We start from the raw sequence: 15,748 nt of genomic DNA on the forward strand, positions 1-15,748 counted from the left end.
GGCCAGTTTATTTTAGTGTTATATCATTGAACCTCAAACTCCTTTTTCAGCTTAATATCTTCCGATGAGCTGCCTATCATCACCATAAACTTACCGGGTTCAACCGTCCAGTTCATATTTTTATCCAGCAGGGCCAGGTCATCGGGATGAAGGGTAAACTGTACCGTCTTCTTTTCGCCCGGCTTCAGGTTTACCCGTTCAAAACCGCGCAAGTCATACTCGTAGGTAGTTACACTGCTTACTTCGTCCTTCAGGTATAATTGCACCACCTCATCGCCTGCGCGGGCGCCAGTGTTGGTTACATCAACGCTTACCTGCACATCGCCCTGTGAGTTCTCCTGCTCCGGCGATACTACCAGGTTACTGTATTCAAATTTAGTGTAGCTTAAGCCATAGCCAAAAGGATACAAAGCTCCATTTACGCTGGTTTTGCCCCAGCTGTTTTGGCCGCCCTGCCCTGCCTGGGCATTGGGCTTAAAGGGAAAGTTAAACTCAATTTGCCCAGTTGTTTTTGGGAAAGTGATAGGTAGCTTACCACCCGGGTTATTATCACCAAATAAGGTTTCGGTTATTACCTGCCCGCTTTGCACACTTGGGAACCAGGCCTCTAAAATAGCAGGCACATATTTATTTTCCCAGTTGATGGTAAGCGGCTGCCCGTTTATCATTACCATAACCACGGGCTTGCCGGTGGCTTGCAATGCCTGGATCAGCTTTAATTGCCTGCCGGGGAGGTTTAAGCCAGTACGCGACAGGCTTTCGCCTACCCTATCCACATCCTCGCCCACAACGGCTATAACCACATCCACATTTTTGGCCTGGTTTACGGCGTTATCAATTTCTATTTGTTCCTGGTGGGTTAGCGGTGTTTCAATAATCTCGCTCTCGGGCCAGGTAGCATCTATCATATCGCAACCTTTGGCATAAACAATTACGCCATCGTTACCCATATAATTCACCAGGCCATCGTACACACTGGTAACCGGGTTATGCGATGGGCCGTAGCGGCTAATGGCATAATTGGTTTCTTTAGCCAATGGGCCGGTAACCAATATCCTGGGATATTTCTTTTTATCCAAAGGCAGTAAGCCGCCTTCGTTTTTCAACAACACCATCGATTCGCGGTTCATTTTAAGCGACATCGCGGCATCGTCTGCCGTATGTACAACTTTATCAGCAGCCTTCGGATCTTTAACATACGGGCTATCAAACAAACCCAGGCGAAATTTTACCCGCAATACATCGCCAACCCGCGAATCTATCACCTTCATCGATATCTTATTTTCTTTAATCAACTCGCGCAGCGGCAAAATAAAAGTTTGCGGCATGGTAAAATTGGTGCGCACATTAAGGCCAGCCTCAACTGCCTGCCTTACGGCTTCTTTATAATCGGCTGCTACGTGATGCTTGGAATAAAGGTATTCAACCGCTTCGCTATCGCTTACTACGTACCCATTAAAGCCAAATTGCTGCCGCAGCAATTGTGTTAAAAAGTAATAACTACCTGTAACGGGTACACCGTCCCAATCGTTATAACTGCTCATTACGCCCATAGGATGCGCTTCCTGGATAACCCGGCGAAAAGGGTATAAATAAACCTGGTGCATTTCCCGTGGTGCCACATGCGGATCGGTACGCGCTGCGCCATCGCGGCCGCCTTTGGGTACGCTGTATACCGCGAAGTGTTTAAGGGTTGATGCAACCCCTTCCTCCTGCATACCTAAAACCATTTGCTTACCCATTTCGGCAATATGAAAAGGGTCTTCGCCGTAGCATTCTACCACGCGGCCCCAGCGCTGGTCGCGGGCCGGGTCAAGTATAGGGGCGTAAACGTTGGTATAGCCCAAAGCTTTGGCTTCGCGGCCTACGGTTTGGCCTGCCTGGCGTACGAGTTGTTTGTCAAAAGTACTGCCAATGCCAATTGGTGCCGGCAAAGGTGTGGCCCGGTCATGGTTCAGGCCGTGGATGCCTTCGTTGGTAAAATCAACCGGGATGCCCATGCGGGTTTCTTCCACAAACCATTTTTGGATAGTGTTGATTGCCGATGCATGTTTGCTAAAAGGGAACGAATACTGCGTAGGCGCATCATCCGTATGCGACGTAAGGTTGTTCAGTTCCTCATCTATATTGGCTATGCCATCTTTCCAGATCTCGTTTTTCCAGTTGGCTACAGGCATTTCATCTTTCAATACCCGTTTATAGCCGTACAAGGTGGCCATCTGGCACGTTTTTTCATCAACGGTCATCTGGCTTAGTAAATCGGCAACGCGTTTGTCCACAGTCTGCGATGGGTCTTCAAACACATCCATTTTACCATTTTTATTAAAATCTACCCAACCTTTATGATAAATATTTTTTTGTTGAGCCGATGCCGATAGGGAAAGTCCGGCAACCACTGCCGTTGCCATGCAAATACGCGGCAGATAATACTTTTTTCTCATGTAGATGAATTGCGGTTTGTACTTCAAATATAGGAGAATATAGTAATGCCGGAAACAAATCACTAAGCTGTTACAATTGGCTGAGCACAATGGCTTAAGTGGCAAAAAGGAACGATACATGCAGAAGACCATGTGTTGTGCTTACCATTAAATTTAGTAAATTAGCACAACTAAACCAACCATATGTCTCCAAAATATGCAACTCCTTTAATTACTTTACTTGTTATACTTACAGGCTTTAAAAGTGCTGTTCACGACGAAGTTGTAAATTATTATGGCATTCCCACAGTTATTTCTTTCGACAAAACAGAATTCACATTATCATGGAGCTCGCATCCCAATAATACTTATTACAAGCAGGAATATTTACCCAAAGGTGATGCTGCTGAAGGCTTTAATGATATGTTGCTGATAGATTTTATTATAACCGATTTACCGGCCAAGGATGCGGTGCGTGCCCAGATAAACACCATCTACGAGCGAAAAAAAACAGATGCAGTTTGTAATTTCGAGGTTGTTAAAAGCCAGGATGGTAATGAATACATCCTTAATTTTATTATGAGCGAAGGTAACAGCGATACATTGAGCCTTGTTGAATGGAGTGCCTACGATTATAAACCTTATACTGATAAAACGGGTCACAAAGGCATAATGCTCCTTGGTATCAGTCACAGGGCATATGGCGACAATATTACACCTTTTTTAAGATCATTGAAAAAATACAAAGATGAACAGGTACGTAAACTCACTGTTTACCCAACGCCAGAAATTCTGCTTAAATAAAGTTTCAATCATTTGGCCTTACGTATCCGCCATCTAAGGCCGTTACAGTGTTCTCCTAAAAAACGCCACAGCCAAACTATCTACTTTCAAGTGTACGGCATGCCTGTTAACAGATGGATCATCGGTAAATAACATGGGGGCTTCTTTTTTTACAGGTTCTATAGCTTCTGACAGCATCACATAATGCCCGGTTTTGCCGGGGTTAATGTATAGCTGCGATCCTTTTATCAATTGGTGGTAATGGATGGCATTAGTTTTTACGGGCGCTATACTATCGCTTTGCGACCCCACTATATAAACAGGGCTGCTGATATTTTTCACCTGCTGCATTTTTACAAAACCGGGACCCAGGGCCGGCGAAATAGAGAAAAATGCCTTGATACGTTTATCTTTCAGCGGAGGATAATGTTTTGATTCGGCCACCAGGGTGCTATCATCCAGTGATTTTACCAGGCCCGGATACTCGGGAATCTCGATTTCTTTGCGGCCTGTTGTTTTATAATAATTGCGCAGCACATCAAAATCAAATTCGCCGCCTGCAAGGGCTATCACTGTAAACCCGCCAAATGAAAAGCCTGCTGCCCCTATCCTGTCGGGATCTATTATTGCCTTAAAATCCCGGTCGTTCAGCAGCGAGGTTAATGCAAAACTGATATCCTGCGGGCGCTCCCAGGCTTTTAAAAACTCCAGCCTAATCTTGTTGTCGTAAGTGTTGCCCCAATGATCTACAGCGGCCACAATAAAGCCATTTTGCGCCAACGCAGCTGCCAGCCATTCCAGCGTTAAACGGCCACCGCCGGTACCATGCGATAGCATAATAACCGGCAACTTAGCGTCAGGCAGTTTTCCATTGCGCACAGTTTGTACACGGGTAAACGGCGAAAAGTATTTATCGGTAGGTTTAACGGAATCCGTTGTGGGGTACCAAACCTCGGTTGTTACCGGGCGGTTACGCTTTTGATCCTTAAACTGAAAAGTACGCTGGCCAATATTGGTCTGTGCTAAAACGATATTGCCTGATAGTAAAAATATAAAGCAGGTTATAATTTGCTTGTACATAATTTGTTGTGGTTTAATGCTACAAAGCAAGCCTTTATCATTAACAAAAAAATTGACAATTGTCAATAAATCAGGTCGGTCATTAGTCAGTTGTCATTAGTCATTGGTTTGGCGGCCAGGCGTGAACTCCCGCGGGGTTAGCTTTAGCGCAACCCGTGGGTTAACCAGGTTTAAGCCGCTGGCTTAAGTTCAGCTGAAAGCTGAAACCATGTGGCCCACGAGCTGAAGGCTCGCAGGAGCTTAGCGCTTAGGCTTTAGGAGGCCGTGGGGCTTTCAACCGGCTTAATGTTTCCTGCGAGATGCCCAGGTAATCGGCCACTATTTTATTGGGCAATCGCCTGATGATATCAGGCCGGGTATCCATCAGCACCTGGTAACGGGTTTTTGAATCCATGGTAATCAGGCTCTCTATCCGTTGAATGGATGCAATATAATCCTGCTCAAGCCCGATACGGTACATGGTTTCCCAGCCGGGAATCTCTTTTAGGAGGAGATCCCTGTCGTGCCGGCTAAGTACAAATAGTTCTGACGCCTCCAGACTTTGAATAGCCGCCAACGACGGCGTGCCATTTATAAAACTCGGGAAAGCCGTTCCCATATTGTTTTCAAATATCAAAAACCTGGTCGACTCGCTCCCATTGTCGTCAACCAGGAAAACCCTCAGGCAACCTTTAATTACAAAGTATATATTTTTGGCTACGCTGCCCTTTGGCACCAGGATCTCGTTACGCCTGGCATATTTTAACTTAAAACAACGCTCAATCAATGCCTCGTGCCCGGCTGAAAGATTAATCTTGCCTGAAAAATATTGTGTTAAAACCGGGTGCATGTAGCTAACATAATAAATTTGAAGCAGAAGCCCTTATTATAAGCAAGGCAAATTGTACATGGTTACAGTAAGCCCTTATAAATACCGCAGTTTTCGTCATCAAAACAAACAAAAACCACCTCTTTAATACTCTCGTTCCCGGCCAGGAAATCCTGTACGATTTTTATAGCGATACTTGCCGCTTTCTTTTTAGGAAAATGGTAAATACCCGTACTGATATTAGGAAAAGCAATGGTTTCCACATGGTTTTCTGCAGCCAGTTTAAGGCTGTTTAAATAGGCGGAAGCCAGTAATCCATTTTCGCCTTTACCACCGTTATTATATACCGGGCCAACCGTGTGTATCACATATTTTGCGGGAAGATTACCGCCGGTGGTAATTACCGCTTCGCCGGTTTTGCAGCCCCCTTGCCGGTTACGGATTTGGATACATTCTTCAAGTATAGCCTTACCGCCTGCCCGGTGGATGGCGCCATCAACTCCGCCACCGCCCAATAATGATGTGTTGGCAGCATTAACAATAGCGTCGGCTTTAATTTTGGTGATGTCGCCTTGTACCAGTTTTATTCGTTGATTACTCATTACAAAATAGTTTAGTCTTCGGCCGCCTCCTCACCTTTGCTGCCCAACTCAACAATATCACCCTTTTGAAATAAAATAGCTTTTAAGGTGGTGCGCCAAACGGGCTTTTTACGCAGCAAAAATTCCAAATCCATGCCAAAATGTTTAAACTCCTCTTGTTGGGCATTTTGCATAATAGCTTTGGCCTCCTTGTCTGTTTCTACAGCTATGCGTTGCTCGTACCAGTTAATGGCCTCGGCCTCCTCGGTAAGCGAAACAATCATCCTTGCAAATGTGCGGGTTTCGGCCGATAATTCATCTACCGGTTCGTGGTATTGATCAAATGACATAATATTCTTTTTATCAATAAAACACTGTATGCGAATTTTGTTTGAATGGATAATTATTTATATGGGGTGAAAGGTAGAAAGTGTGGTGAGTAAAAACCTTATTATTCGCCGATGTGTTTTATTTATTATCTATTTTACGCATAGATTTTTTGGGGTATTAAATAAGGCCCCAATAAGACAGTCTATTTTTACTTTTGAATTTTGCCTTTTGAATTTATTTGTAACCCGCCCCTTGCCTTGCCCGTACTATCTCCTGTAAAATCAAATTTATGCAGTCTAAAACTTTACTTATTTTATTGTTAATAGCATCGCCTTTTTTATGTTCTGCCCAGCAGGGTGCCGCCACATACACCGCAAATTTTCGCGGCCAGCAAATTAAACTTAACCTTGCCAACGGTTTTAGTGGGGCAAGCCAAATACAAATGGGCTCCGTGACCTATTACGCCAACAGTGGCCACCCCGATGCAAGTAATCATCTGATGTTCCAATCAAGATATATCCAAAAAATTGAATATTTTGTTCTCTCCAATATGCATGATTCTTATGATAAACTACCGGCCTTTATCAACGGCAAATATTATAGGGGGCGAAATGCCGTTTCCATAAGGTTTAAATTAGATAAATAGCCAGACGTAATTTCAGTGTACCCCACTCACCGTGGCTAAAAATCAATATTAATTTAAAATTCTATTAACACCCGGGGCAATACTTCAACATTCACTCAGAATTTGTATATATGTTTGTTACATAGCGTTAATTTTCAGCGCGCTGACTGACTTTCTTAATACTCATAATTCAACACCGATATTCAATGATGGCCCAGTCCTTTATTGCCAAAAATCAGGATATAGTACAACTGGCTTATTTTGCCGTGATTATTACGTTGTTATGGTGCAGCGAAGTGATTTTTACAAATAGTATTGCCACTGAAAAGTTTAAACATACGCGTGTAAACCTGCTTTTTATTTTAACGGCGCTTCCTGTACAGTTGGGTATGATAAGCCTTGTACTGCTTGTATCTGCCTGGGTAAACCAACACCATTGGGGCCTTATTAATTATTTGCCTTTTCATAAAAACCCATGGGTATACTATACCAGTTTATTTATACTGATGGACCTTTGCGAGTATATTTATCATGTTATTATGCACAAGTTCGATTTTCTATGGAAGTTCCACCTTGTTCATCACAGCGATTTAAAGGTTGATGTTTCAACCACTGTAAGGGAGCATCCGGGCGAAACTTTTGTACGCACCAGTTTCCAGATGCTTTGGGTTTTCTTGCTGGGGCCTGTGGCTATGGTGCTTGTTTTAAGACAAACGGTGCAAACGTTTTCAAATATAGCTGCACATACCACGCTCAGGTTGCCCAACCGTATCAACAAAATAGTGGGCCTGGTTTTTATTACGCCTAATTTGCACCATGTGCACCACCATTACCAGCTGCCTTATACCGATTGTAACTATGGTGATGTTTTAAGCATCTGGGACCGCCTTTTTGGCACCTTTGCCGAGCTTGAAAAGGAGCACACTGTATTTGGGGTAGACACCCACCTGGAACCTTCAAAAAACAGTGTATTTTTAAATATACTGAAAATTCCGTTTCAGAAGCTGGAACGGAAATAATCCCATAAGTTATATTTAAACGCTACTATGAAGTTATCACCATTATTAACTGGCTGTATTTTATTATTACTGATAACTTTTGGATGTAGTAAAATTGGCTATGGGCAAAGTAATGGCATTATGTCTAAATTCTATTTCCCGGGTGAGATCGGTTTAAGTCAGCCGCTGGGCAATGTCAAAACAGATCTTGATATGCAGGCGGGGATTATGATTACCACCGCACTTGAGTTTAGGCCGGTTGAAGGGAATGCGTTGTTTTACAGGTTTAATTACGATGCAATAACAAACCATTATAAAGAGGTATACTCCAACTCGCCTACTAATGTTAATACCGGAAAACTGTCTTCGTCCATTTTTTCGCTGGGTGTAGGGTACAGGCATAAAGCAGGCGCATTAAAGTTATTTGGGCTATTTCAGCCTGGCCTTGGCATAAACAGTTACGACAGGGTGCATTTTAACACAGGCACCATCACTGTCGATCAGGTAAGTCGCCACCATTTATCTTTTAAACTTAGCGCTGGGGCCGAGTACTACCTGGCCGAGCATTTTGCCCTGGTATTTGAACCTTCGTACTTTTACCTGTCTCCCCGCGGCAATTATCATTTACTTAACCCGCAAAGCTTAAATTTTAGCGTTGGGTTCACTACTGTTTTATTTTAAGCAAAAGCAAATTGGCCCGGCTTATTTTGACTCTGTTTTAAGGTATTGATAGCTTAGTATATACAGGCAGATGATGCCCAGTAAAAATCCGCCTAATACATCGGTAAACCAATGGGCACCCAAATACACCCTTGAAACAGGTATCATAAAAATTAAAAAAAGGCAAATAGCCGAAACGACGATTTTTATAGCTTTCGGGATAGCTTCGAGCCGCAACATGAGAATAATTAAGAACCCGAAAAAATAACATAAAACAACACATGGCCGCTCGGGAAACTTTGCTGCTGATTTTTTGCTGCAACCCTAATCAGGTCTTCCGTTGGCCGGGGCCGGTTTACGGCCACTTTAATAACCGTGCTAATGAGGCCCGACAGCATGGTTAACACCACAAACAAAGCTTCCTTTTTATATTTATATACAAAAAATATAAGAGCAGTACACAATACGATGATGGGCGATGCCGGAACATACCCTGGCCAGCTTATAGCTACCATGATACTATCCAAAAGAGGGTTCTGGTGTTCCTGTACCTCTTTTGAAAAATTAAGATCGAATACCGAAGCGGGGTCGAAATAAACAAATACGGTAAGCAACACGAAACCCAAGGTGATGGCTGCCATGGTATAGTTAAGGATCTGTTTTCGGCGCGCGTTCAAACTAAATAAGTATTTGGTTTAATAAAAAGCTTTGCAATATAATGTTTTGCTGTATTTATTAAAAAGCGCAACCAACTGCGGGTACAATACCTTCTTTATCTTTAGTTAAAACAGCTTCACCATTTTTAAAGGTTACTAACCAAATGCTGTCATAATCATCATCGGGCCATTTTAAATCACTTTCTTTTACACCAAGCGCCCTTACTATTGGTGCAATCCCGCCGTGTTCCCAGGAAACAAGTACAACACCGCTACGGCTTTTAAGATCTGCGGCCATGCCCAACGAGTCTTTCTCGGTTCGGCTGCTGTTTATGGTTAAATTGTATTTGGCCGCAAGCGGTACAATAGTTTGAAACATACGTGCATGTTTGGTAGCCTCGCCTAAACCAAGCGAGGGCACAAATACAAACGCCGGGATACCAAATTTTGCGGTTATTACAGCCGGTAGTTTTAATGACCGGTTTAAACCCTCGCAGGTTAAGTTATCGCCTTTAAGCGGCTTCTCGGCATGGCGAATGAAAACTATTTTAAGGTTGGCAGTCTGGGCATGCGCACCAGGTAACGAAAAACACGTAACTGTAAGGACTAATAAAAAAGCGCTGATGATTTTTTTCATTATGATAAAATTCTGTTAAAAAACGTGATAACCGGGCTTATAAAAACCCGGTTATCACAAATTAAGGTTACAATCTTGTATTAATGTTGATTTCCTGTTCCGTTTAATTGGTAGGCACCTAAATCGGAACCAGGTAAGGTAGCTTCAGATAAACCGTAAATCTTGTCAATCGGAACCGTGATTAGCGGCGCTATAGTTGTATTTCCTTTACCAATAAGCGGAGAGTTTGCCAACAGGCGGAAATTGTAATTACCAACTGCAGAATACTGAGATAAAGCATGACCTCCCACGGTAGGTAATGGAAAATTAAGAAACATCGGGTTGTTTTTTTGAACAACATCACTGCCATCATAAATTGACCCTACTGTGTAGGTGGATGGCAGATAGTTAGCAGATGTTGTAATTGATGGGATATCAGTAGTTTGTGGCTGGGTAATATAGCCTGTTGGATAAAACTGGTTGGCAACGCTTAACGAGTCGGCCCATTGGTAATTGTTGCCGTATGCAAGATGAGCAATATCGGCAATAGGACTACCAACAACACGGAACCCAAAACGGCAGTTTATGGCTACATTATTGTAATACTTACCGGCTGCGCCTTCTTCAAAATTGATACAGCCGCCACGGCCGCTTTGCACCTGCCTGTAACCACCACTTACAAATGTATTGTTGTACATTACAATATTGGTTTGCGGCGCTCCGCTTGCCTGCCCTTTATTTGAAGCTTTTTGGCCGTTGGTTGCAGTACCAACAAACAGGTTATAAGCCATGGTACCGGTAGTACCGCCTTTGGCATTTAAACAATCGCCACCACTAACACCATTTTTTTCGAAGGTGTTACGGAAGATAGCGATTTTACCTGCCGAGATACGGATAGGATCATCAACACCGCCATAAAGCCATGAATCTTCCATAATAAAGTTCCCTTTATAATTGGCAAACAAAATGCTGTACTGGTTACCTGTACCCGAGCCGGCAATTGTTGAGGTTGCTTTACCTTCGGTTAAACCGCCATATTCAACATGTGTCCAACGTAAAACAAGTAAATTACAGGTCGGCCCGCCAATAATACCCTTCCACTTACCTGCATAAGCTGGGTCATTTGCCGGGGCTAAACCACCTGGGGCATCATTTTTGGTAATCCCCGCAACTGTAATCCAATTAGGGGCATTTTTTGAACCATTACTTACAAAAGTACCAAGGGCAATAATACTGCTGCCTAAACCCATATTAAGCGTAACACCCGATTGCATTAACAGGGTATCGGTAGCATTGATAACAAGGTCGCAGCCAGCCTCTACACTATAGGTTTTGCCCGACAGCATGGTGCCTTTTACAGAAACTACCGAGGTACCGCTGGCCGAGCATGAAAGAGGGGCCTTATCGCTTACCGGGCTGGCGGCAGGTGGTGTGTAGCTGTAGATATCGGTGTGCTCGCCTTTCCATTTCTGGCAACCAGAAACAGATGCTGCAACAATTATGCAAATGATAGGAACTATATATTTTTTCATCGTTGTATTTTTATTTATAATTTATACCTGAAACCACCCAGGAACAGGGTCTTGTAATAATCACTTTGCACAAGGGTTTGACTGGCTATATCTTGTTTACCCAAAAACTCCTGCTGCTTGGCATCAAGACTGCCATGAGGAAATTTCAGGTAAATTTTGGCTGCGGCATTAGTAATGTTGTTGATTTTGCCATAAAACGACAGCTTTTTGAACAGGGTTTTCTCAAACGAAAAATCTAACTGGTTGTAAGCGTGCTGGTAAAAGTCAAGGTTATAGTAAGGAGATACCTGTGCAAGCCTTTCGCCGGTGTAAACGAATGATAGCTGTACATCAAGGCCCAGTTTGGCGCTCTTTAACAATATTGATGCATTGCCCACATGATCTGCCTGGCCTTGTAGAGGGCGCGTTTCATTTACGTTTGTTTGCTGCAGGCCCAAAGTTGCATCCTGCGAGTAAAGGAGTTTGTTGGTTGTAATGCGCGAGTGGGTATAAGTATAGTTTAATGAGAAACCTACAATACCGAAAAACTTGGTAGCCAATGCCTCAAAGCCGTAGTTGGTGGCATTGCTTGGGTCGTTTTGTGGTTTAATAACCTGCGAACTTGGGCCGCCGTCCCTTACCACAAAATACTCGATAGGGTTATAGATCTTTTTATAAAATGTACCTAACAACAACTGATCGGCACCGCCCGGGAAAAACTCATACCTTAAATCATAGTTATCGGCGGTAATGTGCTTTAACAAAGGGTTACCAACCTGGTCATAATATTCGCCGCTTACTTTGTAAGGAACCAACTCGCCAAAACCCGGGCGGCTGATAGACGCGAAATACGATGCGCGGATATTCTGGTTATCTGTAAGCTCGTACTTTAAATGTACGCTTGGCAATACATTGGTATATTTGATGTTACCGTTGCGTTGGGTAACAGTTTCTGGCGATTGCGTAGCATATGACATGTCGGTATTTTCAACCCTAACGCCACCCAAAACCTGTAGTTTAGGAAACAGGTTAAATTTTACCTGTACGTATTCGGCATTATCGTTTTCAAGTACATGGTAATTGTTTTGCAAATCGGGGTTATTGCTTCCAATACCATCGGCTGCCGAATTAAATGCAAATGGAATAGTATTGAAGTTATTATTATATAGGGTTGATTTACCTCCTGTTAAATTATAAGTGATATAATCTGCATCCCTTACTTTATGACGATATAAACCACCAGCAGAAAACTCCACGTCTTTACCGGCGATTTTTGGTGTATATATCAGGTTAGCAAAACCCGACAGGTCGCGGTCACGGTTGTTTTCCCAATGGTGGGTCAATGCGGTGTTGTTATCAACTTCGGCAGTTACGCCACCTGTGCTATTTAGCGTTTTATTGGCATCGTATGAAAAATCTGTCCTGTCCGGCATATGCCTGGTAGCTACCGAGTAAACTCCATCCCAGTTAAAACGCACCTGGTTGCTCAACCAGTGGTCGCCATGCAGTGTAGAGTTATAAATATTTTGCTGAGTTAAAGTGCTACGGTTTGAGATGGTAATCTGTTTACTCAATCCGGTTGAGTTTAAACCCAAACCGAGCGTATCTGAGGTCATCCTTGATTCAAATTCACTTTGGTGGATGTACAAGTTGTATAGCGATATTCTATTCTTATCATTGAATACATAGTCAATTTTGTTATGGATACCTACACGTTGTGTTTGAGTTGAATAGGTACGGTCATAAGCATCGGAAAACTGTGGCGAGTTTGGCAGCGGGATAGCTGATGGCTGTGCATTTGGCGTAAGTTGCTTTGAATCAGAGCCACGGTAAATGTTTTGATAACTGGCCGCTACAATAATACCCAGTTTGTTGTTTAAAAACCTGTCGCCAATGGTGATACCCGCTGTCGAGCTAAAGGGGCTCGAGATATTTTTATCGCTGGTAAGCGCTTTGTTATTAAAATCGGCGTAGGTGGCTGCATAGCTGTTACCATTTAAGGCAGCCGGTGATTTACTATTTGGCGATGCGCTAAATCCTACAAATGGCCTGCTTGACGAAAACAAGGTTGAAAAGCCTCCCGAAACGTTGGCACTTAGCACAAAATGGCTTGGTGCGCTTTTCATTACCAGGTTCATGGCGCCACCTATCGCATCGCCTTCCATGCTTGGGGTTAACGCCTTTATCACTTCCAGGCGCTCCAACATTTCTGATGGAAATATATCCATCGGCACAAAGCGGTATTGTGGATCGGGGCTTGGGATTTTGATACCATTCACCAGGGTTGAATTGTAACGCTGATCCATACCACGGATAATAGCATAACGGCCCTCGCCCGATGCCGAACGTTGAATGGTAACACCGCTAACACGTTGTAATGCATTGGCCACTGTTACATCCGGAAGCAGTTGGATGGTATTGGCCGAAAGTATATTTAATACCATGGGGGCATTTTTTTCGATACCACGCACGGCGCGGTCACTTTCTTTACCTGCCAATCCGGATACTTTAACCTCGGCCATTTGCAGACTTGCATCCTGCATGCTAATATTGACATTTTTTATTTCATCGGCCGATGAAATTGTACCATCGTAATTCTGAGCGGCTTTATACCCTACATAGTTAATATGTAGTTGATATGATCCTGTTTTTACATTTTTAAAGCTGTATGAACCGTTTAGGCCAACCGCGGTGCTTTTATTTAAGCCGGATTGGATTAAGTTCACGGTAGCGCCAACCAGCGGTTCGCCGGTTTTAGAGTCGGTTACTTTACCCTTAATGGTTTGTGCAATGGATGAAATTGAAAATAACAGACATAATGCCGAAAACAACAAAAGCCTATGAACATAGTAATTGTATTTCATGAAGAACGGGTTTAATTTTTCGCAAAGAAACCCCATCAAATCTGTAGCAATTTTGAATTTTTGTTCCACTTTCCATTAATTAACCCAATGGTTTCTTAAACTTAACATAAGCGTAACGCCTTCATCAAAAACACATCTTTACTTAACATTAAGGGAACATTAATAGTTAATAAATTAACACATGCTGAACACATAAATGTGCTAAACTCCCTTTTTAGTTGTTTAATGCCATATTTTTGCTGCATATTTTTATTACTGTAAAAGCTTTACATTTAGTGATGAACGAATTTGACCGCAATAACTATGAATACTGGAAATGGGGCATTTTTTATAACAACCCTACTGACTCATCTATCTGGGTATCCAAACGCACCGGCCTCGGCTGGACGTTAAATTTTGCTCATCCTTTATCGTACCTGATTATGGTGTTGCTGGTGATAGCGCCGTTATTTATTGGATTGGTTAGCACTGGCCTGTTGAAGTTTTAACCGCGGCAAAACATTGGGGGCGAATTTGGGTTTGTTAATGCCGGATTATTACAGCCGCATCCTCGAACGATATCATATGACATCTATTTACATCTGGATCATCTCATTTTTAGCCATTGCCGGGGTTATTACCCGGCCGTTTAAAGTAGCCGAAGCGTGGTGGGCAACAATGGGCGCGGCATTGTTGATTGCCCTGGGGTTAATTACCTTAAGGGATGGCTTAGCCGGCATAGCCAAAGGAACGGATGTTTACCTGTTTTTAACAGGCATGATGCTGCTTGCAGAAACGGCCCGCGAAGAAAAGCTTTTTGACTGGCTGGCGGCCCACGCCACCCGATTGGCCAAAGGATCGGCAAACAGGCTTTTCCTGCTCATATACCTGGTAGGCGTTGTAGTTACCGTATTCCTATCAAACGATGCCACAGCGGTTGTGCTTACCCCTGCAGTGGCTGCCGCTGTAAAGGCAGCTAAAGTAGATAAACCTTTGCCCTACCTTTTAATTTGCGCGTTTATAGCCAATGCCGCCTCGTTTGTGTTGCCCATATCAAACCCTGCCAACCTGGTAATTTACGGCAGCCATATGCCGCCACTGTTACATTGGTTGCCGCAATATTTATTGCCCTCTTTTTTTGCCATAACGGTTACCTATATTATGTTGCGCTTTACACAGCGCGAGGCTTTAAAAGCAAAAATTGAAACGGATATAACTATCCCGGTTTTGACCCAGGGCGGCAAAACAGCCATCATTGGTGTAGGCGCCACAGCCATTATTTTACTGATTGCATCGGCGCTTGATATTCAGTTGGGTTTGCCCACTGCCATAACAGGAATTTTAACATCGGCCATTGTAGTGATCAGGGCTAAAAAAAATCCGTGGATGGTTGTAAAAGGGGTTTCATGGGCGGTGCTGCCCCTTGTTGCCGGGTTATTTATAATTGTGGAGGCATTGGGCAAAACCGGTATAATAGAACGTTTAACAACCCTGCTTCATGAAAATGCTGCACATTCTGTAAATGCAACGGCCTGGGGTAGCGGCATAATTACCGCCTTTGCCTGCAACCTGATGAATAACCTGCCAGCCGGATTAATAGCCGGAAATGTTGTTCAAGGTAATGTGCCCGAAATCATTAAAAGTTCGGTACTCATTGGTATCGACCTGGGGCCAAACCTGTCGGTAACGGGCTCGTTGGCAACTATCCTGTGGCTGGTTGCCCTACGCCGCGAAGGACTGGATGTAAGCTTTTGGACATTTTTAAAGCTGGGGGCGTTAGTTATGACAGCTGCGTTGCTGTTTGCGATCGCCGCGTTGTGGGTATAACGACTATTCC

Annotated in this window: 16 protein-coding genes; 6 read left to right on the top strand and 10 right to left on the bottom strand. The window is 43.4% G+C overall.

The genetic code is table 11. The features are described 5' to 3' along the window. Positions 1 to 23: 23 nt before the first annotated feature. On the bottom strand, positions 24 to 2,441 hold the full coding sequence (locus FSB76_RS04765; RefSeq protein WP_147052437.1) for a glycoside hydrolase family 3 N-terminal domain-containing protein: 2,418 nt from the start codon (positions 2,439 to 2,441) through the stop codon (positions 24 to 26). 183 nt (positions 2,442 to 2,624) lie between these two features. Between FSB76_RS04765 and FSB76_RS04770 the strand changes: the two genes are divergently transcribed. Next, complete coding sequence (locus tag FSB76_RS04770) at positions 2,625 to 3,224, top strand: hypothetical protein (RefSeq protein WP_147052438.1); 600 nt, start codon at positions 2,625 to 2,627, stop codon at positions 3,222 to 3,224. Between the two features lie 42 nt (positions 3,225 to 3,266). Here the strand turns inward: FSB76_RS04770 and FSB76_RS04775 are convergent, their stop codons facing one another. The 4 genes from FSB76_RS04775 to FSB76_RS04790 form a co-directional block, all read right to left on the bottom strand. Next, the gene (locus FSB76_RS04775; RefSeq protein WP_147052439.1) at positions 3,267 to 4,283 is read right to left on the bottom strand and encodes an alpha/beta hydrolase family protein; all 1,017 of its coding nucleotides are present in this window, start codon (positions 4,281 to 4,283) and stop codon (positions 3,267 to 3,269) included. 247 nt (positions 4,284 to 4,530) lie between these two features. Further along, positions 4,531 to 5,112: a Crp/Fnr family transcriptional regulator gene (locus FSB76_RS04780; protein ID WP_147052440.1), complete on the bottom strand. Its 582-nt coding sequence runs from the start codon at positions 5,110 to 5,112 to the stop codon at positions 4,531 to 4,533. A gap of 62 nt (positions 5,113 to 5,174) precedes the next feature. Next, positions 5,175 to 5,693, bottom strand: coding sequence for an O-acetyl-ADP-ribose deacetylase (locus FSB76_RS04785; RefSeq protein ID WP_147052441.1), 519 nt, complete (start codon positions 5,691 to 5,693; stop codon positions 5,175 to 5,177). Positions 5,694 to 5,704: 11 nt separating this feature from the next. Beyond that, positions 5,705 to 6,022 (bottom strand): ferritin family protein, encoded by a 318-nt coding sequence (locus tag FSB76_RS04790; protein ID WP_147052442.1) that lies wholly within the window; start codon positions 6,020 to 6,022, stop codon positions 5,705 to 5,707. Positions 6,023 to 6,291: 269 nt separating this feature from the next. On the opposite strand from FSB76_RS04790, the gene FSB76_RS04795 reads away from it, so the two are divergent. From FSB76_RS04795 to FSB76_RS04805, 3 genes are all read left to right on the top strand, one after another. Next, on the top strand, positions 6,292 to 6,648 hold the full coding sequence (locus FSB76_RS04795) for a hypothetical protein (protein WP_147052443.1): 357 nt from the start codon (positions 6,292 to 6,294) through the stop codon (positions 6,646 to 6,648). Between the two features lie 185 nt (positions 6,649 to 6,833). Continuing rightward, positions 6,834 to 7,646 (top strand): sterol desaturase family protein, encoded by an 813-nt coding sequence (locus FSB76_RS04800; RefSeq protein WP_147052444.1) that lies wholly within the window; start codon positions 6,834 to 6,836, stop codon positions 7,644 to 7,646. A gap of 27 nt (positions 7,647 to 7,673) precedes the next feature. Next, on the top strand, positions 7,674 to 8,306 hold the full coding sequence (locus tag FSB76_RS04805; RefSeq protein ID WP_147052445.1) for an outer membrane beta-barrel protein: 633 nt from the start codon (positions 7,674 to 7,676) through the stop codon (positions 8,304 to 8,306). A gap of 21 nt (positions 8,307 to 8,327) precedes the next feature. Here FSB76_RS04805 and FSB76_RS04810 read toward each other — a convergent pair whose 3' ends face one another. From FSB76_RS04810 to FSB76_RS04830, 5 genes are all read right to left on the bottom strand, one after another. After that, positions 8,328 to 8,525, bottom strand: a complete 198-nt coding sequence (locus FSB76_RS04810) for a phosphatase PAP2 family protein (RefSeq protein ID WP_147052446.1) — start codon at positions 8,523 to 8,525, stop codon at positions 8,328 to 8,330. 8 nt (positions 8,526 to 8,533) lie between these two features. Beyond that, positions 8,534 to 8,926 (bottom strand): phosphatase PAP2 family protein, encoded by a 393-nt coding sequence (locus tag FSB76_RS04815; RefSeq protein WP_147052447.1) that lies wholly within the window; start codon positions 8,924 to 8,926, stop codon positions 8,534 to 8,536. Between the two features lie 94 nt (positions 8,927 to 9,020). Next, positions 9,021 to 9,578, bottom strand: coding sequence for a histidine phosphatase family protein (locus tag FSB76_RS04820; protein ID WP_147052448.1), 558 nt, complete (start codon positions 9,576 to 9,578; stop codon positions 9,021 to 9,023). Between the two features lie 80 nt (positions 9,579 to 9,658). After that, the gene (locus tag FSB76_RS04825) at positions 9,659 to 11,089 is read right to left on the bottom strand and encodes a hypothetical protein (protein ID WP_147052449.1); all 1,431 of its coding nucleotides are present in this window, start codon (positions 11,087 to 11,089) and stop codon (positions 9,659 to 9,661) included. A gap of 14 nt (positions 11,090 to 11,103) precedes the next feature. Next, a complete protein-coding gene (locus tag FSB76_RS04830) occupies positions 11,104 to 13,932 on the bottom strand; it encodes a TonB-dependent receptor (RefSeq protein WP_158642839.1) in 2,829 nt (942 codons plus the stop codon). Positions 13,933 to 14,210: 278 nt separating this feature from the next. Here FSB76_RS04830 and FSB76_RS04835 point away from each other — a divergent pair, with 278 nt between their 5' ends. Together FSB76_RS04835 and FSB76_RS04840 are read left to right on the top strand one after the other, a co-directional pair. Beyond that, on the top strand, positions 14,211 to 14,420 hold the full coding sequence (locus FSB76_RS04835; RefSeq protein ID WP_147052451.1) for a DUF5808 domain-containing protein: 210 nt from the start codon (positions 14,211 to 14,213) through the stop codon (positions 14,418 to 14,420). A 76-nt stretch (positions 14,421 to 14,496) separates the two neighbouring features. Continuing rightward, complete coding sequence (locus FSB76_RS04840) at positions 14,497 to 15,738, top strand: arsenic transporter (protein ID WP_147052452.1); 1,242 nt, start codon at positions 14,497 to 14,499, stop codon at positions 15,736 to 15,738. Positions 15,739 to 15,748: the final 10 nt, after the last annotated feature.

Source organism: Mucilaginibacter ginsenosidivorax (assembly GCF_007971525.1).
Taxonomy (GTDB): domain Bacteria; phylum Bacteroidota; class Bacteroidia; order Sphingobacteriales; family Sphingobacteriaceae; genus Mucilaginibacter; species Mucilaginibacter ginsenosidivorax.

What these genes read in the sequence shown, in the direction of transcription:
- FSB76_RS04810 (WP_147052446.1), bottom strand. Translation starts at nt 8,525, where the DNA reads ATGTTGCGGCTCGAAGCTATCCCGAAAGCTATAAAAATCGTCGTTTCG.
- FSB76_RS04790 (WP_147052442.1), bottom strand. Translation starts at nt 6,022, where the DNA reads ATGTCATTTGATCAATACCACGAACCGGTAGATGAATTATCGGCCGAA.
- FSB76_RS04795 (WP_147052443.1), top strand. Translation starts at nt 6,292, where the DNA reads ATGCAGTCTAAAACTTTACTTATTTTATTGTTAATAGCATCGCCTTTT.
- FSB76_RS04775 (WP_147052439.1), bottom strand. Translation starts at nt 4,283, where the DNA reads ATGTACAAGCAAATTATAACCTGCTTTATATTTTTACTATCAGGCAAT.
- FSB76_RS04765 (WP_147052437.1), bottom strand. Translation starts at nt 2,441, where the DNA reads ATGAGAAAAAAGTATTATCTGCCGCGTATTTGCATGGCAACGGCAGTG.
- FSB76_RS04825 (WP_147052449.1), bottom strand. Translation starts at nt 11,089, where the DNA reads ATGAAAAAATATATAGTTCCTATCATTTGCATAATTGTTGCAGCATCT.
- FSB76_RS04770 (WP_147052438.1), top strand. Translation starts at nt 2,625, where the DNA reads ATGTCTCCAAAATATGCAACTCCTTTAATTACTTTACTTGTTATACTT.
- FSB76_RS04805 (WP_147052445.1), top strand. Translation starts at nt 7,674, where the DNA reads ATGAAGTTATCACCATTATTAACTGGCTGTATTTTATTATTACTGATA.
- FSB76_RS04785 (WP_147052441.1), bottom strand. Translation starts at nt 5,693, where the DNA reads ATGAGTAATCAACGAATAAAACTGGTACAAGGCGACATCACCAAAATT.
- FSB76_RS04830 (WP_158642839.1), bottom strand. Translation starts at nt 13,932, where the DNA reads ATGAAATACAATTACTATGTTCATAGGCTTTTGTTGTTTTCGGCATTA.
- FSB76_RS04835 (WP_147052451.1), top strand. Translation starts at nt 14,211, where the DNA reads ATGAACGAATTTGACCGCAATAACTATGAATACTGGAAATGGGGCATT.
- FSB76_RS04840 (WP_147052452.1), top strand. Translation starts at nt 14,497, where the DNA reads ATGACATCTATTTACATCTGGATCATCTCATTTTTAGCCATTGCCGGG.
- FSB76_RS04800 (WP_147052444.1), top strand. Translation starts at nt 6,834, where the DNA reads ATGATGGCCCAGTCCTTTATTGCCAAAAATCAGGATATAGTACAACTG.
- FSB76_RS04820 (WP_147052448.1), bottom strand. Translation starts at nt 9,578, where the DNA reads ATGAAAAAAATCATCAGCGCTTTTTTATTAGTCCTTACAGTTACGTGT.
- FSB76_RS04780 (WP_147052440.1), bottom strand. Translation starts at nt 5,112, where the DNA reads ATGCACCCGGTTTTAACACAATATTTTTCAGGCAAGATTAATCTTTCA.
- FSB76_RS04815 (WP_147052447.1), bottom strand. Translation starts at nt 8,926, where the DNA reads ATGGCAGCCATCACCTTGGGTTTCGTGTTGCTTACCGTATTTGTTTAT.